Raw genomic sequence first — 21,652 nt, forward strand, 5'->3', positions numbered from 1 at the left:
ACCTATTTGCAAGATAGAGAGTTCGCAAATAGAGAGTTTGCAAATAGAAGGTGTGCAAATGGATCTCGTGCTATCGCTACGCAAAGGCCGATGACATTATGTTGTTTTAAAAGACTTAGAGAGTTGCAGAATAAATCGGATCAAAAGTAGCTTTGATTCTTTGTCTAAAAGCCTTACCGCCGAGATAAGGTCATCAGATTCGATTTTCCTCACCGACAATTCATCCATGGCCACATCTAAATGGGTCATTCCTAGAGAACGTAAAATTGCTCGGTACTGAGAAAGCTTGAGATCTGACTCGCCTCGCTCAATACGCTGATAAGTTTTAGTACTCATCCCAGCCAATTTCGCGACCTTATCTTGTGATAGACCCGCTTGCTTCCTACGTTCCATTATCACCGTAATGATGGGCTCCATAACCGCCCCCCCTCAATCCACTGGACATATTTGTCCTAATTCGAGCAATAAGTGGACCATCTTTTCCGGTCTACATTTACCCATTAGAGGTAGATGAATAAAATCGAGCAAAACAAGACACTTACGTTAAAAAAGCCTCCTTAAGGAAAAGAATGCGATACCCTCTCAATGCAACCTGCAAAGTTCACAGTCGCAATTTGCAAACGCTTATTGGTGTCCAATGCAATACCAAATGGCAGTTGATTGAGCCGCTCACTCCCCAAAAGAAAGTGGCCCTTACCCAAGCTCAGCAACGACTGATGACCTACAAAGAACTCAAACTGCATGAAGAGTTGATCGCCCTGAGTGAGATAGAAAGCATTCTAGCTAAGATGTCTGAGCCAGAACGTGAAATTGCGTTTTGTGGCGTAGTTTGTATCAGTTTCCATATTCGTTTGATTGATAGCTGGTTCGAGCAATCTCTGTTTTTTGCCTAACTGAGCTTCCCTTAGTTGATAAGGTACAGAAAAATCCTCTTCGCACTCTCACCTTAAACAATTAATAACACATAAAAACAACCACTTAACCCTTTATTTCGACATTTATGGAAATAAAAGGTTGATCTGTCATTTTTTATTTCTATAATTCGAGAAAAGTCGAAATGAATTTGAACAACTCAGATTCATTCATTAGCGAATTTGGAGTTACATTATGAACACAGGTTTCCCAAGCAACGAATTAGTCACCATGGCCACTGAGGCGCTCAATATGTTTGCCTTTCTTGCCACTGAACTGATTATTTTATTTCTCGCGATCAGCTATATCGTTGGGGTTCTGCAAGAGTTTTTGACACCACAAAAGATCCAATCGATCCTAAGCTCACGTAATGGTAAAGGTTACGTGGTTGCTGCCCTACTCGGTGCTATCACCCCTTTCTGTTCATGCTCAACCATTCCTTTCTTAAAAGGTTTGCTGCGTGCAAGAGCTGGCTTCGGTCCGATGATGGTGTTTCTATTTGGTAGTCCGTTGCTTAACCCAGTTATCATTGGTTTGTTTGTCATCACCTTCGGCTGGAAAGTCGCGCTGTTCTATTTCTTGGTCGCGATGACAGTGTCTGTAGTCGCTGGTTACACATTAGAAAAGCTGGGCTTTGAGCGTTACGTAAAGCCAGAAGCTTACCAAGCAGCAGAAGCGTCAAGTTGTGGTACGAGCTGTGGCGACACTAAACCAGCGCCAAAGAAAGAGTCATCATGTGCAACTTCTAGCTGCGGTGAAGCAGCTCCAGTCATGGCAAAAACTGACGCCTGCTGTGGAACAAAAGAAGAACCAGCAGTTGAAGTTAGCTGCTGCGGTTCTGATGGTGCGGCAACCGCTACCATCGTTGAAAAGAGCGAGCCAAGCCGCTGGGTAAGAATTTGGCACTCAACATGGAAAGACTTTAAACAAGTGTTCCCATACTTGATGCTAGGTATTGCGATGGGTTCATTTATTTATGGCTTCATCCCAACAGAGTTGATTGCGCAGTACGCAGGTGCAGGCAAGTGGTACGCGATCCCAGTTGCAGCCATCATCGGTATTCCATTGTACATTCGCGCTGAAGCGGTGATTCCATTAAGCGCGGCATTAGTACAAAAAGGTATGGCACTTGGTTCTGTGATGGCATTAATCATCGGTAGTGCTGGGGCAAGTCTAACCGAGGTGATTTTGCTGAAGTCTATTTTTAAGAACCAGATGATTGCGGCTTTCCTTACCGTCATCTTAGGTATGGCAATCGGTGCAGGCTTCCTATACAGCTTTATCTTTGGTTAATCCCATAAGAACTTTGGTTAACCCCATCAACGTTAAAAGCCCTTTTTGAAGGGCTTTTATTACATCTAAGTAATAGTAATTCACGATTCTATTTATTATCAACGCTGGCTAAATAATCGATAATGCTCTCCTAGTCATTCATTACACTGGAGACCATTATGGCGAATGGATTTACAAAAGATGGTGGCGTTCAAGACCAAATCGATGCCACTGTTATTGATGCAATTAACCGCGCTCGTACGCTCCTTCACCACGAATACAATGACAGCGATTACTGCTTAGAATGTGGTGAACTGATCCCAGCCGCTCGACGAAAGATCCTTCCGGGTGTTGAGTACTGTATCGAGTGCCAAGAGAAGCAAGATGCACGCGAGAAAGCATTCAGTTCCTACAACCGTAGAGCCAGTAAAGACAGTCAACTACGGTAACAACAATGGCGAAGTCGTCGGGCTTCGCCTGATATGAGCGCACACACTCATTGTGCCACCCGTTCACCGTTACAACATTCATCACAAAAATCCCTTACCTTAAAAATTATTCACTCAATAATTGCCAGCAAATTATTTTAGAAAAAATCAATAATTCTTAGAAAAAACGGCCTCCGTTTTGAGCTCAAGTTTGTTAGGCTTGTGGAAATATTTTTTTACAACTTAAGCTGTAATTATTTTTAGGTAAGGTATTTTCTTTTGAATATGAAGTTATTTGGCAGTTCCTTGATTTTAGCAGGAACCGCTCTTGGGGCAGGCATGCTTGCTATCCCCATGGTATTGGCCCAATTCGGTTTTATCGTCAGTTCCGTTTTAATGCTGTTTATCTTTATCGGCACCACCTTCTCTGCGCTTCTTCTCGCTGAAGCTTGCAGTAAAACGAAACAAAGCAACAGCATGAGCAGTGTGGCGTATCTAACTCTAGGTAAAGCAGGTCAGCACTTCATTAATATCTTGTTCTACCTACTGCTCGTTTGTATGTCGATTGCTTACATCCTTGGCATTGGTGACATCCTCAACAAACTGCTGAGTGATGTAGGGTTCTCGGTCTCTACCACGACCTGCTATACCCTATTTAGTTTGTTGATGGGGGTAATTGTTGTTGCAGGCAAAGGGCACATTGACCGCCTGAACCGTGGCTTATTCTTAATGATGGTCGCAATGCTGTTTATCGTCATTTTCTCGCTGCTTAACAACATTAATCTCGATTACATCACTCAAGACTCAGATTACTCAGTCAACGATATCGTAAAATACAGCGCGATTATCTTTACTAGTTTTGCGTCGATGGTGGTGATCCCTTCCTTGATTGACTACAACCGTGAAGCCAGCCAAAAAGAAATCAGAAACATGATTTTGCTCGGCTCTCTGATCCCTCTGTTCTGTTACCTAATTTGGTTATTTGCCATTATCGGCAACCTAGGCACAGACGCGATCAGCCGCTTCCACAATATCTCAGAGCTGATTAACGCCTTCAGTGAATCGCAATCTATGATCAAAACGATTGTGGCAATCTTCTCTGCGCTTGCGCTTGTGACCTCTTTCCTCGGTGTTTCTATGGCGCTTTACGACCAAAACCAAGATGCGATTACCACAAATAAGCCAGCCGCTTACTTGCTGACGTTTGTACTACCACTGGCTTTGGCAAGTCTGTTCTCAAACCAGTTCGTTAGCATGCTCGACTACGCCGGAATGGTATTAGTATTCTTAGCGATTTGGGGACCACTCATGATGGTGAAAAAGGTACGTCAACCAGACTTCCCTAACCTATGTTTAGAAAGCTCTTATACCGCAGGCGGTGGCAGTTTGGCACTCAATGTCACTTTCTTGTTTGGTGCCTTGATCTTCGTCTCTTGGTTTATGAGTTAACCCCATTATTCAGACACAAAAAAAGCGCCAATCGGCGCTTTTTTTGGATTATTGGTCTTAACCAACAATTAGAATTTTTTCGGTGCGTAACCTGTCATCACCTGAATTTTTAGCTCTTTACCCAGTTTCGTCATTGGGTGAACAACCACTAAACCACGCACAGACTTTTTCAGTTTACCCATATCAGCCTGTTCTGCTTTAGTGATTTCACGAGAAAACGGCATGTCTTGCAGGCTTTTACGCTCTTTGTTCATGTCATATTGTTGCTTGTGCTTCATTGAGCTTACTTTTTTGTTTAGCTTATCTAGCTCATCAGTAAACTTCTTGATCATTTCGCCATCACCACGGCCTTTTGCAGCATCAAGTTTGCGATTGCAGTTATCGATACGGTTATTCAGGTTTTGTAGTTCTTTCTTAAGGCTCATGGTCATTATCTCGTTGAAACAGAAAAGGGCGGCGAGTGTAGCATAAGGATAATCGCCTCCCTAATGATAATCGTCATTATGGTTATTTTTTGTTCATGTGTACAAACAAAAAAGCCAGCGCTAACCAGCACTGGCTTTCGTTCTTAATCGAAGGTCATCGAATGATAACACCTTGATCGATAGACGTAGCTTCCATCTCAATATTTGCGCCCCAAGAAGGTGCATTACGAGACTTTTTAACGAAGCCTTGATTAATCAACCAAGTCACATCGGTATCAGCAACTTCAGCATCTGGATAGTCAGTATAGCTAATCACCTTACAAGCTTCAAAATCGCCTGCTGGAACAGACACCGTCTCTTTACCTAGATAGATTTCGCGGTAGTCGAACTTAGCTAGGTTCCAACCACTTGTAATCCAGCTCAACGGTGTTTCTACTCGAACATCGCGTAACCCTTCCGCAATAAGCAACTCAGGGTATACGGAGTAATCCATCACATTATACAATGGGGCATTTGTTGCTTGTGTATGCACTGTTTCCACACCCAATAGTTTTTCATTCGAGTTAACATCCTCCGATAACCCGACTTTAGCCGTACCATAGCTAGCAATGCCCTGAGCAGAATAGCCTTCTTGACCTAAGTACTGCTGGCCTTTTTGATAAGCGTGCTCATAGCCCAATAACTCCCCTTCCGCACTCAGAACGCTGATCTTCGTTTTCTCTAGCGAACCTTGCCAATTTGTCATCCAAACAGGAAGGCCTGTCACATTAGCTATATCGTCTAACCACGAGAAGTTGTTGCCTAAATAATCAAACTCGTAAGCTAGCTCTACCGGCTCACCACCATTAAGCACACGGTTTACGCTATAGTTAATTTGATCACCCGGTATAGCGGCAAAAGTCGCATCAGGTAAAGAGTCTAGACATGCTTGCAGATTCAATGGCTGCTCATAATGGTTCAGGATCAACTCCTGGGTTGCTGCATCAAACACATATTCAGATTCTGATGAACTCTCTAGGTCGACAAACCAAGTAATTCGCACTGAACCTGCGACCTCAGCAAAGTAGGCTGTGTTATTTTTCGGATCATAATTGTTTGACATGGTTTTAGCTGCGATAGCTTCGGGTAGAGTGACTTTTCTGACAGTTTGGCCATAAACCGTTAGATCTTCCCAATTACCTTTCTGCGCAAACTTAGTTAGCTCACCAAGCTCGTCACCAGAGTAATAAACAATATCCCCATTAGGCAGCAATTGAGCGTATAGTGGTAAAGTACCATGCTTACCGAATGCCCCCATAACAGGCAGGTCTGTAGTATCAAAACCACCTGAACGGTCCCTTACATCTTGCGCTAGTGTAGATTCAAGAGTTCGTAGCCAAGTGCTAATATTGTTGGCACTTACACCGTTACACATGTTGTTTAGCTCTGTGTAACGATCGGTACCTTCACACCATGTACCTTTTTGGAATCCGAAGTAACCACGGTTGATAAAGTCAGTCTTGAGCTTGTATGCAGTTGTATTATCTGGGAAAGTTAGATTTGACGGCACGACTTTCGACCAAACGCCTTCACCGGCCGTTTTTTCTAGGACAGTTGAAATGTTGAGTCCACCGACATCTACTTGTTGGGCTGTCGCTTTCTCATTCAGCACCGAAGACGCTTTGACGACTGTTACGCTTTTGTCTCGATTCGGAATTAGATCCGTTATCGTGTCATCTTTCAGCACCCAACCTGACTCATCAAGTAGCATCGACTGAGTATCTTGTTCAGGAATGAGTGGGATAAAACCCGGCGTTTGGTAATCATAACCAAATTCAACGTCAGTAAGGCTACCATCACCTTCAAGTCTCAAAGTGCCGAATTCTAGTGTGAATGGCTGATTAGAATTCGCTTCACTGTGGAACCAATTAACGCCGTCTTCAGCAACCAAAGCTGCAAGGTCTGCCGCTTTCTTATTCTTGTTCGCTTGGTTCTCTTTGATCTTATCGACTAAGTTACCGACACCTAAGTTGATATGATCCTGCTTAATGGTGCTAGCCACTTCCTTAGGGTCAAAGTTATCACCATTAGCAAGGACCTGCCCAGCAATCGTATCCACAACTAGGGTTGCTTCCTCAATCAGTAACGCGAAGAAGTCGCTATCACTAACCCCTGCTCCATTACTTGCTTGCTTTAACTCATCAGTTTTAGACGCGATGACACTGGCTGTAACCTGAGCAACTCTATGCAAATTCTCGTAGTTGTTGCGTTCCTCAGCACTAAGAGTGTCATCATTTTTCTGAGCGATATAGTCTTTAGTTAGATCCACTGAAAAACCAAGTTTTTGTTGAACGCTCGCTTTAGCTCCTTCAACAGAATTGCCCTTTTCAACCTCGTTTTGAATCATGGTGGTTAGAGGACTGATAAATTCTGAACCAGGAGGGGCCGTCAAACTGTAACCTTGGGTAAGCGTCACCCCAGGGTTATCGGAATCGATGGTTTGCCCGGCAATAACTTCTATAAGTAGGACGCCATTTGCAAGCTGCTCTTCAGTCAATCCCGTTAAGGTAAACTCACCATTGTCACCTGTTACTGCGTTCGGTTCTGAAGACTCACAAACTTTATTGTTATTCATATCCAAACAAGCATTAGCACCAATCAAGTAACCATCGGCTGCTTTTGCCGTTAACGAGCTTCCCTGAGAAGAGCTATCGCTCCCTTCATCCGAGCCACCACATGCACTCAAAGTAAAAGCGACAGCTAACGCCAGTGAGGAACGCTTAAACATCATAAACTATCTCCAAGTTTCAATTAATCTATCCATAATCAGATACCTACCAAAATGCTCATGTGTCGGCGGTAGTGTAAATGCTCGGTGAAAATATCAGCGTGATGAATAAATAAATGTCATGGTGATCATGTTTTAAGTTGATATTTTTGTTATCAAAATATCGTACTTATTTGAATGCGAGTCACAGTGCAATGACAGTGGAATTTATAAAACCCTTTCTCAGGACTGAGACTATAAAGCGATGAGAATGTAACAAGCCATTAATTAATATAATTTTTTTCTAATTTAGAATTTCTGCAATCACCACCAAACTGTGCCAATATAAAAAAGTGGCCTCTCTACTCTAAGGACAGTTATGTTTCGTTTATCCTGCTTACTTTTTGGTTTACTACTCACGTCTCATACCTACGCTGAATCAAACAATATTCGAGTGACTTACCTGGAGCCTACCGACAACAACGAAGTACAAGTCAAACAGGCGCTTGAGCAAAGTGGCGTTAATGAAACCGTGATTGAACTCTCCGATCAGTTGTTCCCATTCAAAAAGACGCTCACTGTCGAATACGGTAGTAAAGATGGCCCCTTGTATGATCCAGAAAAGCATGTTGTTCAAATGCCCTATTCATTTTATGACGAGTCACTGACTTACTTTACGAAGAATGAATATCAAGAGAAGTACGGGAAACCAGCCCAATCAGGAGCGATTGATACTGTTCTTCACACCCTGCTGCATGAAGCTGGGCACGCCTATATTGCTGACCAGAACATTCCAATCTTGGGCAAAGAGGAAGACGCCGTTGATAACTTGGCCGCGGTCTTGATGATTGAGTATGTAGAGGATGGTGACAGCGCAGCGATAAGTGCTGCCGACATGTTTGCTTTTGAATCAGAAGATAGACCCGATTATTACGATTTCGGTGAGTATATCGATGAACACAGCTTCGACTTACAGCGTTACTTCTCTACCTTGTGTTTGGTTTACGGTAGTGACCCAGAAAAACATGAGAACTTACTCGATGAGGTAGAAAACGACTACCTAACCGAACGCAAAGACTTCTGTATCTATCAGTATCAAGCTATCTCTGATAACTGGCACTCATATTTGACCCATAAAAATGATCAGTAACCGTGCTTCATCGTAGAAAAGCTAAAACGAGGTAAACATGACAAAACTGACGATTTTCTACGATGGATACTGCCCTCTATGCGTCAAAGAGATGGAACACCTAAAACACTCCGATGCCAATAACTCTATTGCGTTGGTGGATATACAAACATCCATCATTGAACAATACCCGATGATAGACGCCAAAGAAGCATCAACCATTTTGCATGCACTTGATGAACAAGGTCACCTAATTCTCGGGTTAGACGTGACATATCAAGCCTGGTCACTGGTCGGAAAAGGGTGGCTCTACGCCCCGCTTCGTTGGAAGCTCGTCAAACCCTTTGCTGACAAAGCGTATCTTCATTTTGCGAAAAATCGCTACCGCTGGTCGAGATTACTCACGGGTAAAAGTCGATGCAACAACGGGCAGTGCCTGTAGTTGTTTAACTAAAGTCTAAGAGTGAAAGTACACAAACTCATCAAGAATCTCATCCTTTAGCCGATTAATTGACTAATCTTATAAAATAAACTTTTGGTCTATAAGAATAATTCAATAACTCGGCTGTTTAATGGGCAGCCACCATAATGAAAACAGGATGTTTGTATGAGTCTTACTATTCGTAGCCGCCTCTACATTTTGGCACTGGTACCGCTGCTTGTAATCGCGATAGGTATGCTGAGCTTTACCTATATGAAAACCACCGATCTGAATGATCAACAGATCGACATCACCCACACCAATATGATGAACATGAAGAAGGAAGAACTGAAAAACTACCTTCAAATGGCGAAGTCGGCCATTCAACCTTTTCTCGATAAAGGGGCGACGCTAGAGGAAGCTTACCCGACCTTGAAAACGCTGGAATATGGCGCGTCAGGTTATGTGTTTGGTTACGATTCAAAAGGGATACGTCGAGTACAAGGGCAAAGTGAAAAAGGAATCGGGGATAGCTACTGGAACTTGCAAGACAAACAAGGCAATTACCTTATTCAAGATTTGATTCGCAACGCTAAAACCGGTGAGTTCACCACCTACTACTTCCCTAAACCCGGAGAAACCAAAGCTCTGCCGAAACTCAGCTATTCTATTTTCATCCCTGAGTGGGATCTGATGCTGGGTACGGGGTTCTATACCGATGACATCGACGCGATCATCGCCGATATGGAAGACGCCACTCACAGCGCTCTGCAAACTACCCTCTCAGCTATTGTCGTCTTTTGTTTAGTCATTGCAGGGATCGTGGCGATCTTTGCGGTTGCGGTGAATCGCACCATTATGAAACCTCTCGAGATGTTTGATGACTCTATTCGTTCCTTCGCCAGTGGAGATGCTGATCTAACAGCTCGAATGGAAGACTTCAAAGCGCCTGAATTTGCAAAGCTCAGCCAAAATTTCAATGCCTTTGTTGCGAGCTTACAAGAGATAATCCGAAACGTGAGTGACGTTGGGCAACAGGTGGTATCGGAAACCAACAACATGTCAGGCCGCGCGGAAAAAGTGGATGAGCTGGCTTCTGGTCAACGCCAGGAGACCGAACAAGTCGCCACCGCAATGACTGAAATGACCACAACAGCCAGTGAAATTTCAAACAATGCTAGCCAAGCCGCTCATTCGGCGAAAGAGGCTGATGACAACGCGAAAGATGCCCAAAACATCGTTAACTCCGCAGCTAGCTCTGTCGAAGCGCTGGCCGAAGAAGTCTCACAAGCAAACAGCGTTATCTCTAGATTAGAGGGCGATGTGCAAAACATTTCATCCTCTCTAGAGGTGATTCAAGACATTGCCGAACAAACCAATCTATTGGCATTAAACGCAGCGATTGAGGCAGCCCGTGCCGGTGAACAAGGCCGAGGCTTTGCCGTAGTTGCGGATGAAGTCCGTAAACTTGCTAGCCGCACCCAAGACAGTACCGGCGAGATCCACCAAATGATTGAGCAGCTCAAAGCGGCATCCGACGATGCAGTAAAAGCAATGGAATCGAGCCAAAAACGCGGCGCAAGCACGGTAGATGAAGCCAATGCAGCAGCACAAGCACTGATTCAAATTCAAGAATCCATCGGAACCATCATGGACATGAACTCACTGATTGCCACTGCGACCGAGGAGCAAAGCTTAGTCGGACAAGAAATATCTCAGCGTATCGTCGTCATCTCTGATCAAAGCTCGCAATCAGCAGAATTGGCCGATGAAAACCGAACGGGTAGCCAAGCACTCAATCATCGAGCCAATGAGCTGTATGATTTAGTGGGCAGGTTCACAGTGTAACCAAATTAGCTCTTAAGTAAGCCGCTATTCTGATTGTCAGAACTTAGCGGCTTTTTCATTGCAATATTTGTAAACAGCTTGTTACTCTCATTGCTGAGTCAGGGGTCGCAAAACACTCCCTATGCTAGCCACATGTATACAAAGTAAAGTATGATTGTTTTATCAGGGAAATAAATGGTTTGAGAGTGAAAACCGCCTATGGCAAATCTTAAAAATTCTGTGGCAAAAAACATCAAGACAAAAGTCGCAGGTCAAACTCAAGATGACGTGGTTTATTGCCATATTTTTGATGCAATTCTAGAACAGCGTTTACCACCAGCGACCAAGCTTAACGAAGAAGCTTTGGCCGAGATCTTCAATGTCAGCCGCACCATTATTCGCCGCGCTCTGTTGCGTTTGTCTATGGAGCAGGTCGTCAGTATTCGCCCTAACCGTGGTGCAATGGTTGCCGCTCCTACCAAAGCAGAAGCCAAGCAGATCATTAAAGCGCGTGAAGTCATGGAACTTGCCATCACCGAACTCGCGGTTGCACACGCTACCCCAGCGAAGATTGAAGAGTGTCGTAAATTGGTTGAGGTCGAAAACGAGGCTTTTGCCAACAATGACTACGGAAAAGGGCTTCGCCTGTCTGGTGAGTTTCATATCAAGCTTGCTGAGATGGCCAACAACGCACCGCTGTTGGCTTTCCAACGCAGCTTAGTATCACAAACCTCTCTTCTCATTGCTCAATACGAAACGGGCACTCACTCAAATTGTTCTTTGGATGAGCACTCCAACCTGCTCGATGCCATCGAGTCAGGGGATGCAGAGCAAGCCGTATCGTTAATGCAAGAGCACATCGATCACATTCGCTCTAAATTGAATCTCGATAGCAACTCGGCATCGAATGATTTGCACGTGGTTTTTTCGGATGTACTGAATAACCGATAGTAACGCATTGATATCGATATCTTTAGCCTAGCGATCCGCTGGGCTTTTTTAGCTCCAAGCATACTCACCCATCAAGATTGTACACAATAAGATGTACAATATTAAAAAACTTTACGTAAAGATTCTTCAGTCTAGCCAAAAACTTAGTTCATAAGTTTCAAACAGTTACTACGTCAGTTCTCATTTATAAGTAACTTAAGCCATACTTTCTATGTTGCATTTTTGTAAATTTAAAGTTGACCTTGTGGTCAAAATAACCAATTATTGACCACAAGGTCAGAAAAATAATTACGAAACAAAAGTGTCAATACACAAGGAGGTCTCTTGATTACTTTCCTACTCAATCAAGAACTCAGACAAGAAAGTGAGCTGTCGCCAAATATGACGGTCCTTCAATACCTGAGAACAGAAGTACAAAAAACAGGTACCAAAGAAGGTTGTGGTTCAGGTGACTGTGGTGCCTGTACAGTCGTACTAGGTGAAGTAATCGACGGTCAGCTTCAGTACCGTTCAGTCAACTCTTGTTTGACGTTCGTCTCAAGCCTACACGGTAAGCAATTGATTACTGTGGAAGATCTTCAAAACAACAACAAACTGCACCCGACTCAGCAAGCGATGGTCGACTTCCACGGTTCACAATGTGGTTACTGTACGCCGGGTTTCATTATGTCGATGTTCGCCCTCAGCAAGAACAAACCAGCCGCCAACAAAGAAGACGTAATGGAATCCCTAGCAGGCAACTTATGTCGCTGTACGGGTTACCGTCCAATAGTGGATGCTGCGTTATCTCTTGCGTCTGATGAGCCATTGATGGATCAGTTCGTAGAACTAGAGAAAACCACCATCGCAAGACTGCAAACCCTACAAGAGCAGCCAGCAAGCCTAAGCTATGGCCACTTAACCGCGTACCTTCCTCGTAGCGTAAATGAGCTGGCTGATCTTTATTCTTCACACCCTAATGCCAAACTGGTGGCAGGCGGTACGGACTTGGCCCTTGAGGTGACTCAGTTCCACCGTGAAATCGAAACACTGATTAACGTCACTCAAGTAGAAGACATGAAAGTGTGTGAAGAAAGTGAAGACGCGCTGCATATCGGCGCTAACGTTGCCATCAGTGATGCGTACAAGCTTCTTACTAGTCACTACACCGATTTTGGTGAATTGCTGCACCGCTTTGCCTCTCTGCAGGTACGTAACCAAGGCACGCTTGGCGGCAACATTGGTAACGCTTCGCCAATCGGTGATGCGCCCCCACTTCTGATTGCACTCAACGCGCAAGTAAAACTGCGTCGTGGCAAGCAATCACGTGTAATGCCAATCGAAGATTACTTCATTAGCTACAAAGTCACGGCTCAGCAAGAGAGTGAGTTTATCGAGCAAGTGATCATCCCGAAACCGAAAGCTAATGAGACGTTCCGCGCTTACAAACTTTCTAAGCGTCTGGACGATGATATTTCAGCGGTTTGTGGCGCATTCAATATCCAGATTGAAGACAACAAAGTGATTAGCGCTCGTATCGCCTTTGGTGGCATGGCGGCAACCCCCAAACGTGCCACTCGATGTGAAAATGTACTGCTTGGTAAAGAATGGACGGAAGCGAACGTCAATGAAGCGATGCAAGAGATTCACAATGACTTCGAGCCTCTGTCCGATTTCCGTGCCAGCAAAGAGTACCGTTCAATGACGGCAGCCAACATGCTGCGCCGCTTCTACATCGAACAGAACCATCAGAATAACCAGATTGAAACAAGGGTAACGTCTTATGTCTAACGCACACCACCCGACTCTCTCTCATGATGAGATGGTCGCCATCGTAAAGCAGGATCTTAAAACTGGCGTTGGTAAAAGCGTAAAACACGACAGCGCCCCAAAACAAGTAACCGGTGAAGCGGTCTACATCGATGACCGTTTAGAGTTCCCGAATCAGCTTCATGTGTATGCGCGTTTAAGTACCCAAGCGCACGCAAAAATTACCAAGCTTGATGTCTCGCCATGTTACGAATTTGAAGGCGTAGCCATTGCCATTACCCACGAAGACATCCCTGGTCAACTGGATATCGGTGCGGTTTTCCCTGGGGACCCGCTACTGGCTGATGGCCTAGTTCAATACTACGGCCAACCTATCATTGCCGTTGCTGCTAACGATATGGAAACAGCACGCAAAGCGGCTCAAGCGGCTATCGTTGAATACGAAGCGCTACCTCCTGTTCTTGATGTCAAAGAAGCACTGGAAAAAGAGCTGTTCGTAACAGAAAGCCACCAGCAAAAACGTGGCGACTCAGCAACTGCCATTGCAAACGCAAAACACGTGATTGAGGGCGATATTGATATCGGTGGTCAAGAGCACTTCTACCTTGAAACCCAAGTGAGCAGCGTGATGCCAACCGAAGATGGCGGCATGATCGTTTACACTTCAACGCAGAACCCGACTGAAGTGCAAAAACTGGTTGCCGAAGTGCTTGGTGTTCCAATGCACAAAGTGGTGATTGATATGCGCCGCATGGGTGGTGGTTTTGGTGGTAAAGAGACCCAAGCCGCAGCACCTGCATGTATGGCAGCTGTAATTGCTCACCTAACTAAACGCCCGACGAAGATGCGCCTACCGCGCGCAGAAGACATGACCATGACGGGTAAACGCCACCCATTCTACAACCAGTACAAAATTGGTTTTGATGATGATGGTGTGATTCAAGGCTCTGAGATCATCGTGTCAGGTAACTGTGGTTACTCACCAGATTTATCAAGCTCGATTGTCGATCGTGCGATGTTCCACTCTGACAACGCCTACTACCTAGGTGATGCGACAGTCACTGGTCACCGCTGTAAGACTAACACGGCATCGAATACCGCTTACCGTGGTTTTGGTGGCCCACAAGGCATGATGACCATCGAGCACATCATGGATGAGATTGCGCTCTATCTGGGTAAAGATCCTCTCGAAGTACGTAAAGCGAATTACTACGGTGGTGAAGGACGTAACGTCACTCACTACTACCAAACGGTTGAAGATAACTTCTTACCAGAGATCACCGAACAACTTGAGCAAAGCAGTGACTACCACGCGCGTCGTAGAGCCATTGCTGAGTTCAATAAGCAAAGCCCTATCTTGAAAAAAGGCTTAGCGATTACTCCGGTGAAATTTGGTATTTCATTCACGGCGACTTTCCTAAACCAAGCAGGTGCTCTAGTACACATCTACACCGATGGCAGTATTCATTTGAATCACGGTGGTACTGAAATGGGACAAGGCTTGAATATCAAAGTGGCACAAATCGTTGCACAGGAGTTCCAAGTTGATGTTGAACGTATCCAAATCACCGCTACCAATACCGACAAAGTACCGAACACATCGCCAACCGCGGCCTCATCGGGCGCCGACCTCAATGGTAAAGCAGCCCAAAATGCCGCTCTGACGATCAAACAACGCCTGATTGATTTTGCTTCTAGCCACTTCAAAGTCTCGCCAGAGGAAGTGATATTTAAAAACGGCATGATTGTCATCCGTGATGAGATCATGACCTTTGAATCCTTTGTTCAACTGGCCTACTTCAACCAAGTATCGCTATCAAGCACAGGCTTCTACCGTACACCGAAGATCTACTACGATCATGAGAAAGCACGTGGCCGTCCGTTCTACTACTACGCTTACGGTGCCTCTTGTTCAGAAGTTATCGTTGATACGCTAACGGGCGAATACAAGATCCTTCGTGCAGACATTCTTCACGATGTCGGCGCCTCGCTGAACCCTGCTATCGATATTGGTCAGGTAGAAGGCGGCTTCCTGCAAGGTGTAGGCTGGCTAACGACTGAAGAGCTGGTTTGGAACGAGCAAGGCCGCTTGATGACCAACGGCCCTGCAAGTTACAAGATCCCAGCGATTGCGGATATGCCGATTGAGTTCCATACCCACCTTTTGGAAAACAGAGCAAACCCAGAAGATACGGTATTCAACTCGAAAGCTGTGGGTGAACCGCCGTTCATGCTCGGAATGTCAGTGTGGAGCGCTCTAAGAGATGCGATTGCTTCTGTTGCCGTAGATGGTGCCATTCCAAAACTGGATACACCTGCAACACCTGAGCGCGTTCTGATGGCGATAGCTAAAGTGACTCAGCCTCAGAAGACCTCACAGCAAAGCACTCAGGAAGCATAACAAAGGGCTTAACCGTTCAAGGAGAGACGTATGTTTAAGGACAATTGGATTCATGAACTGGCACAACTAGAAAAAAACAGCGAACCGTGTGTGATGGTAACGGTATTGGAAGACCGTGGCTCTGTGCCAAGGGATGCCGGAACCAAAATGCTCGTGACCCGTGACCGCTTGATTGCCACCATTGGTGGTGGTCATCTAGAGCACGTAGCGACCAAAATGGCACGTGAAATGCTCATCGCGGGTGAACGCTCACTAAAAGTAGAACGCTTTAATCTTGGTGCTCGTTTGGGGCAGTGTTGCGGCGGAATGGCAACACTTAGCTTCGAACCGATTGGCACCGCGCAAAAGCATCTGGTTGTGTTCGGTGCAGGTCATGTTGCCAAAGCCCTTTTACATATCGTCTCCACCCTTCCTTTCCGAGTCACTTGGATTGATGAACGCGATGACGTTTTCCCTGAAGATCTGCCACGTAATGTCACCAAGGTCGTCACCGATGATCCGGTGGGTGACGTTCGTGACTTGCCACCAAATAGTTACTACTTGGTGATGACGCATAACCACCAGCTCGACTTTGACCTCGCTAGAGCCATTATTGACCGTGATGACAGCGTCTATTTCGGCATGATTGGTTCGCTAACCAAACGTAAGAAATTCGATATGCGTTTAGCGCAGCGTGGTTACACCGATGCACAAATCGACACTATGATTTGCCCGATTGGTGTCAGCATGGTGAATGGAAAACACCCAGCAGAGATCGCTGTCTCGGTTGCAGGTGAACTTATCGCACACTATCAGGGCATTCCCCTTGAACAAAAACGCCCTACGGCACACAGTAAAAGTAATCAACAGAGCGATTCCGAATTGGAAGAGAAAATCGCCTAACCCAAGTCGTGGTTAATTTTGGGTTATAAAAGGAAGTAACAATGACAACGCAACGCAACGCTTATCGTGCAGCCATTTTGCACAGCATCGCTGATCCGAAAGATGTCGGACTGGATAACTCTTACCAATTCTTCGATGACGGTATCATCGTGGTTGAAGATGGTCATATTGTCGATATCGGTGAAACGGAAGAAGTTCTTGCTCGCCAACCTAAGGATATCAGCATTACCGAATACGAAGATAAGCTAATCACATCAGGCTTTATCGACACCCATATTCATTACCCTCAAACGGGCATGATTGCTTCTTATGGCGAACAGCTGCTCGACTGGCTAGAGAACTACACCTTCCCAGAAGAACGTCGCTTTAAGAACCCGGTCTACGCGCACAAAGTCGCTAAACTGTTCTTTGACGAGCTAGCCAGTAACGGCACGACAACGGCACTGGTGTTCGGTACCGTACACAAAGAATCGGTCGATGTGTTCTTCGAAGAAGCGCAAAAACGCAAACTGCGTATGATTGCGGGTAAGGTATTAATGGATCGCAACGCGCCAGATTACCTAACAGACACCCCAGAATCAGGCTACGAAGCATCGAAAGAGCTGATCGAAAAGTGGCACAATAAAGACCGTTTGTTGTATGCGGTGACACCTCGCTTTGCACCAACCAGTACCCCAGAGCAGCTAGCCACTGTGGGTAAGCTGCTTGAAGAATATCCTGATGTTTACATGCACACTCACCTTTCTGAAAACAAGAAAGAGATTGAATGGGTACTTGAACTGTTCCCTGAACGTGACTCCTACCTCGATGTTTACGATCATTATGGTTTACTACACAAGCGCTCTGTCTTCGCTCACGGTATTCATCTATCAGACTGTGAATGTAAACGCTTGGCTGATACCGAATCGGCTATCGCTTTCTGCCCAACCTCTAATCTATTCTTGGGTTCTGGTCTGTTTAAGCTGCCTAAACTTGAAGAGCACGGTGTAAGAGTTGGCATGGGTACCGATGTGGGTGCTGGTACCAGCTTTTCGATTCTGCAAACCATGAGTGAAGCGTACAAAATTATGCAGCTGCAGCAAGAGAAGCTTCATCCGCTCAAATCACTGTTCTTAGCCACCTTAGGGGGCGCACGTTCGCTTCACCTAGAGGATAAGATTGGTAACTTGGAAGTGGGTAAAGAAGCTGACTTTGTTGTACTCGATTTACACGCAACTCAGTTGATGCGCTTTAGAATGCACCAAGCCACTACTCTTGAAGAAAAGCTGTTTGTATTAATGAGCTTAGGCGATGACCGCACAGTGTGTGAGACCTTCATTTATGGTGAGAAAGCCTACGATGCGCAAGGAAACATCGACGTAAAAAAGTTCGCTAGTTAAGCCTATCTCACTGGCTTAATAACTATTGAATAACAAAGCGCTCTCAATCATTGAGAGCGCTTTGTTGTTATTAAATACTCGTTATTTAATGCCATACTTAGCGAGAATTTTATCAAACGTACCGTTAGATTTTATCTCCGCAAGCCCTTTATTAAACGCTTCTATGTATTGAGCATGATTAGGGTTAGCCAGTCCGGCAGTCACATGCAGGGGATTAACCGATAGAGCATTGGCTGTAAATTCAAAATCGGCGACATTCATTCCGGCGCCCGACAGTGTTGACTTCGCCACCAACTCATCTTCAAGCGTTAGATCGATTCGTTTCGCCATCAATTTCTTCGCATTTGCCACCAAGTCATTCGCTTCAGGTTTCTTAAAGTTCGTCGCCCCCAAGAACTCATCGCCATAACCATAGTTACGAATAACACCCACTGTTTTGCCGGACAAACTGTCTAACCCATTGTATTCGAAGCCATCACCCTTACGTTTAATAAACTTGAGTGAGTTCTCTAGGTACGGTTCGCTGTACTTGAGGAAAGAGGTCCGCTCGCTGGTGAACCAAGTGGCCACTAGCACGTCCACTTTACCTGCTTTGACCTCATTCAATGCGCGTGTCCAAGGCATTATTTTAAAATCAACAGTATGCCCCTGAGACTTAAACGCTTCTGTGATTATCTCTACCGAGACGCCCGGGCTAGCCTTATCTTTTTGAACAAATGGCGCCCATGGGTCTTGCGCAGCAGTAATGGTCGCAGAGTGCGCAACGATAGAAAACATCGCACCTGCTAGCAGTAAAAAAAAGTTTCTCATAACGTTTCCTCTGTTTGATGACTAAGTTCGGAACTTCGCCATGTGATTGGCAATACTCTGACTTAAACTCAGTACTTCTTCCGTTCTTTTAGTATTTTGGGTCGCACCGGAAGAGACTTCATTCGATGCTTCCGATGCTTCGACGATCGCTTGGCTTATCTCTTCAACCGCCATTCTTTGCTCATCGGTAGCTTGAGAGATTTGGCCACTTCGCTCGGAAATAACAGTGATCAAGCTTTCCACTTCACTGACTGACGCTCTCGATTCACTCACTCGGGTCGCTGTTTGTTCAAGCAAGGCCGAAATACGAGTCAACTCATCTTCAACCGATTTTGTTGCAGCGCCTAAAGCGGCAATATTCTTTTGAATTTGCTCAGTCGACTCACTCGTTTTTACTGCCAGATTGCGCACTTCATCTGCTACAACGGCGAAGCCTCGGCCTTGTTCACCCGCCCTTGCAGCCTCTATGGCTGCGTTAAGCGCCAACAAATTGGTCTGCTCAGAAATATCGTTGATGACATTAAGCACCGTGGTAATTTTTCCGCCTTCATCAATCAAAATGTGCATCTCTGCATTCACATGATTCATTTCTTCACGCATATTCACGATGTCATTGGCAGAATGCTCAATGGCATCGTTCACATTAGACGCAAGGGCGGTAGCGTCCTGTGCTTGCTGAGCGGTTTCTGAAGCCGTGTCAGCGACAGTAGACACCGAATGGTTTAGCTCAGTTGCTGCTGCCGCTACAGTGGTCAGCTGATGCTTTTGCATGTCCAGTTTTTCTGCGTTGACTCTGGCTGTTGCACCATTGGCTTGCGCTTTTTCGCCTAGGGCTTCAGATGAGCGGTTTACGTCTTGGACAATAAGGCGTAAAGATTCGGTAAAGCTGTTGATACCATCAGTAATGGCTGAAAATTCTTGGTATTTAGCAGGCGCTAACTTATTGGTGAGATCCCCATCGCCTGACGCAAGATCTTTAATGACGTCTGTCAGCTCTGACAATGGACGGAGCACAAATATAGACAGTGCTGCAATGATCACGATGGACAAGATGACATCTAAAACAATCAGCTCAATAATACTGGTTCGTAACGAGTCAGCCAGTTTTGTGTCGAGCGCATGAGTATCGAAATACACCGTCACTTTACCCACAGGGTTCTCTTCCCCATACTCAATAAAGGTGAGATCAGACGACAAACTGTTTTCTCGCTTAAACAGAGATTTATTTTGAACATCTACCGCTAAGTAATCCTCCCCATCCAGTTTATGAGTGAGAAATAACAAATCCTGACCATCATTATCTATCAACTGGATGGCCGATATTTCCGCCAGTTTTAACTCCGCTGAAATGGACACCTTGGCTGACTCCAAATCGAAGTCCCATACCGCTTTGGGTAAGCTAATCCCCATTCGTTGAGTGGTATTTTCTACCGAATGTTGTAGTTCTACGAGCAAGTTTCCTTTGAAGCTCTGATATTTGATGAATGCCGAAACAAGTAAAACAAGGGTCAAAGCAATGATCACCTGCACGAGAAATACGACCTTTAACCTTTTCAAAACTGATCCCTTGAATTATTCATATGGATAATAAAAAAGTAGTAATTGATTAAACAATAATCAAATAAGACGATTAATGAGACATTCATCACATCATGAGGAGCTAGCGAGGCTGTAAAGAGATATCAACGTTAAAACTCACGAGTTAGTTCTTAGTCTGTTTTTTACGAATAAGGGACTAACTATTTGTAAGCTTTAAGAAAGAAAAAGGTCTAGCTTACCCAGTTAGACCCTCATGTGTTAAATCATTCAATAAAACCACTACCGATAAATCGACTTGGTCGACTGCCTGACAATCAGCTCAATTGGTGGCAGGCGAACATCATGTCTTTCGCCACTTAGAAGATTAAGAATTGATTCCGCGCACACTGCCCCAACCTCTTCTACGGGTTGGCGCATGGTGGTTAATGCAGGCGTGAAATAGAAAGACGTTGGCAAGTCATCAAAACCAACCACAGAGACATCTTCAGGTACGCGATAACCGTGGTCATGCAACGCCTTAATGGCTCCATAAGCCGTTTGATCATTGGCGGCAAATATAGCACTAAAATGGCTTTTCGACTCGATCAACTCTTTGGTTAACTCATAGCCGCATTCGCTACTAAAATCACCTTGTTTGATAAGCTTAGGTTGGACTTTAATCCCTGCTTCTTGCAGCGCATTTTTATAGCCAACAAAGCGTGCCACTGCATCCGGCTGGTTAAGTAACCCTTTAATATGAGCGATGTTTAAGTGGCCTTGTTGCAGCAAATGCAGCGTTGCCATATAACCTCCGAGCACGTTGTCGATGTTTATGCAGCGCACTCGGTCACCAATCACGTCATAGCCGACCGCCACGACAGGAATCTGCTTGGAATAATCGAGAATCTGTTGCTCGGTAAGGCTGCCCGTCACAATGATCACGCCATCGACATTACTCTTAGCGAGGTATTCAAGCGCATGAGATTCGAGTTTGTTTTTCCAGTGTCCCGTCGCGATCACCAATGAGTAGCCCTGCGCACTGAACACTTTCTCCATATCATTAAGAATACGGCTGGTGTGTGGACTCTCTGGGTTTTGCACCAATACGCCGATGGTCATCGAACGAGTATTGGTGCCCTGATTCATGGTGTAGTTGGGTTTGTAACCCAGAGTTTTGATCGCTTTCTCTATGTTGTTGGTTTTTTCATCAGACACATAAGTGGTGCGATTTAGAAAGCGAGAAACCGTACTGGGTGAAACACCGGCGAGCTTGGCGACATCATAGATGGAAGTTTTTTTTTTCTTTCTGGTCGTCATAGGAACTGCCAATTAAACAAGCGAAACATCGACTAT

The 21,652-nt window shown here is 45.1% G+C and carries 18 protein-coding genes; 12 read left to right on the forward strand and 6 right to left on the reverse strand.

Annotated elements, in window-relative coordinates; translation table 11 throughout:
• Window positions 1-96: 96 nt before the first annotated feature.
• Window positions 97-417: a helix-turn-helix transcriptional regulator gene (locus EJ063_RS02830; RefSeq protein ID WP_126572487.1), complete on the reverse strand. Its 321-nt coding sequence runs from the start codon at window positions 415-417 to the stop codon at window positions 97-99.
• Between the two features lie 152 nt (window positions 418-569).
• On the opposite strand from EJ063_RS02830, the gene EJ063_RS02835 reads away from it, so the two are divergent.
• The 4 genes from EJ063_RS02835 (at window position 570) to EJ063_RS02850 (ending at window position 4,061) form a co-directional block, all read left to right on the forward strand.
• Window positions 570-893, forward strand: a complete 324-nt coding sequence (locus tag EJ063_RS02835; RefSeq protein WP_126572488.1) for a hypothetical protein — start codon at window positions 570-572, stop codon at window positions 891-893.
• A 214-nt stretch (window positions 894-1,107) separates the two neighbouring features.
• Window positions 1,108-2,205: a permease gene (locus tag EJ063_RS02840; RefSeq protein ID WP_126572489.1), complete on the forward strand. Its 1,098-nt coding sequence runs from the start codon at window positions 1,108-1,110 to the stop codon at window positions 2,203-2,205.
• A gap of 158 nt (window positions 2,206-2,363) precedes the next feature.
• A complete protein-coding gene (locus EJ063_RS02845; protein ID WP_126572490.1) occupies window positions 2,364-2,633 on the forward strand; it encodes a DksA/TraR family C4-type zinc finger protein in 270 nt (89 codons plus the stop codon).
• Window positions 2,634-2,897: 264 nt separating this feature from the next.
• Window positions 2,898-4,061, forward strand: a complete 1,164-nt coding sequence (locus EJ063_RS02850; RefSeq protein ID WP_126573101.1) for an amino acid permease — start codon at window positions 2,898-2,900, stop codon at window positions 4,059-4,061.
• Window positions 4,062-4,129: 68 nt separating this feature from the next.
• Here the strand turns inward: EJ063_RS02850 and EJ063_RS02855 are convergent, their stop codons facing one another.
• Both EJ063_RS02855 and EJ063_RS02860 read right to left on the reverse strand, forming a co-directional pair.
• Window positions 4,130-4,486 carry a YibL family ribosome-associated protein gene (locus EJ063_RS02855; protein ID WP_004418490.1) on the reverse strand — a complete coding sequence of 119 codons (357 nt, stop codon included), beginning with the start codon at window positions 4,484-4,486 and terminating at the stop codon, window positions 4,130-4,132.
• Window positions 4,487-4,640: 154 nt separating this feature from the next.
• Window positions 4,641-7,256 (reverse strand): hypothetical protein, encoded by a 2,616-nt coding sequence (locus tag EJ063_RS02860; RefSeq protein WP_126572491.1) that lies wholly within the window; start codon window positions 7,254-7,256, stop codon window positions 4,641-4,643.
• 355 nt (window positions 7,257-7,611) lie between these two features.
• Between EJ063_RS02860 and EJ063_RS02865 the strand changes: the two genes are divergently transcribed.
• The 8 genes from EJ063_RS02865 to guaD all read left to right on the forward strand — a co-directional run bounded on the left by EJ063_RS02865 (window position 7,612) and on the right by guaD (window position 17,971).
• A complete protein-coding gene (locus EJ063_RS02865; protein WP_126572492.1) occupies window positions 7,612-8,382 on the forward strand; it encodes a DUF4344 domain-containing metallopeptidase in 771 nt (256 codons plus the stop codon).
• A gap of 37 nt (window positions 8,383-8,419) precedes the next feature.
• Window positions 8,420-8,803 (forward strand): thiol-disulfide oxidoreductase DCC family protein, encoded by a 384-nt coding sequence (locus tag EJ063_RS02870; protein ID WP_126572493.1) that lies wholly within the window; start codon window positions 8,420-8,422, stop codon window positions 8,801-8,803.
• A gap of 165 nt (window positions 8,804-8,968) precedes the next feature.
• The gene (locus EJ063_RS02875; RefSeq protein WP_126572494.1) at window positions 8,969-10,630 is read left to right on the forward strand and encodes a methyl-accepting chemotaxis protein; all 1,662 of its coding nucleotides are present in this window, start codon (window positions 8,969-8,971) and stop codon (window positions 10,628-10,630) included.
• Between the two features lie 198 nt (window positions 10,631-10,828).
• Window positions 10,829-11,560: a GntR family transcriptional regulator gene (locus tag EJ063_RS02880; protein ID WP_126572495.1), complete on the forward strand. Its 732-nt coding sequence runs from the start codon at window positions 10,829-10,831 to the stop codon at window positions 11,558-11,560.
• Window positions 11,561-11,884: 324 nt separating this feature from the next.
• Window positions 11,885-13,330: a xanthine dehydrogenase small subunit gene (gene xdhA / locus EJ063_RS02885; RefSeq protein ID WP_126572496.1), complete on the forward strand. Its 1,446-nt coding sequence runs from the start codon at window positions 11,885-11,887 to the stop codon at window positions 13,328-13,330.
• Window positions 13,323-15,710, forward strand: a complete 2,388-nt coding sequence (gene xdhB, locus EJ063_RS02890) for a xanthine dehydrogenase molybdopterin binding subunit (RefSeq protein WP_126572497.1) — start codon at window positions 13,323-13,325, stop codon at window positions 15,708-15,710. Before xdhA ends, xdhB begins: the two co-directional genes overlap by 8 nt.
• Before the next feature lie 30 nt (window positions 15,711-15,740).
• On the forward strand, window positions 15,741-16,592 hold the full coding sequence (gene xdhC, locus EJ063_RS02895) for a xanthine dehydrogenase accessory protein XdhC (RefSeq protein ID WP_126572498.1): 852 nt from the start codon (window positions 15,741-15,743) through the stop codon (window positions 16,590-16,592).
• Between the two features lie 41 nt (window positions 16,593-16,633).
• Entirely contained in the window at window positions 16,634-17,971 is a 1,338-nt protein-coding gene (gene guaD, locus EJ063_RS02900; protein ID WP_126572499.1) for a guanine deaminase, read from the forward strand.
• Between the two features lie 81 nt (window positions 17,972-18,052).
• On the opposite strand, the gene EJ063_RS02905 is transcribed toward guaD, so the two are convergent.
• The 3 genes from EJ063_RS02905 to EJ063_RS02915 form a co-directional block, all read right to left on the reverse strand.
• Window positions 18,053-18,781, reverse strand: coding sequence for a transporter substrate-binding domain-containing protein (locus EJ063_RS02905; RefSeq protein ID WP_126572500.1), 729 nt, complete (start codon window positions 18,779-18,781; stop codon window positions 18,053-18,055).
• A gap of 21 nt (window positions 18,782-18,802) precedes the next feature.
• Window positions 18,803-20,338: a methyl-accepting chemotaxis protein gene (locus EJ063_RS02910; RefSeq protein ID WP_126572501.1), complete on the reverse strand. Its 1,536-nt coding sequence runs from the start codon at window positions 20,336-20,338 to the stop codon at window positions 18,803-18,805.
• A gap of 261 nt (window positions 20,339-20,599) precedes the next feature.
• Window positions 20,600-21,616, reverse strand: coding sequence for a LacI family DNA-binding transcriptional regulator (locus EJ063_RS02915; RefSeq protein WP_126572502.1), 1,017 nt, complete (start codon window positions 21,614-21,616; stop codon window positions 20,600-20,602).
• Window positions 21,617-21,652 lie beyond the last annotated feature (36 nt).

It is taken from the genome of Vibrio aquaticus, assembly GCF_003970385.1.
Taxonomy (GTDB): domain Bacteria; phylum Pseudomonadota; class Gammaproteobacteria; order Enterobacterales; family Vibrionaceae; genus Vibrio; species Vibrio aquaticus.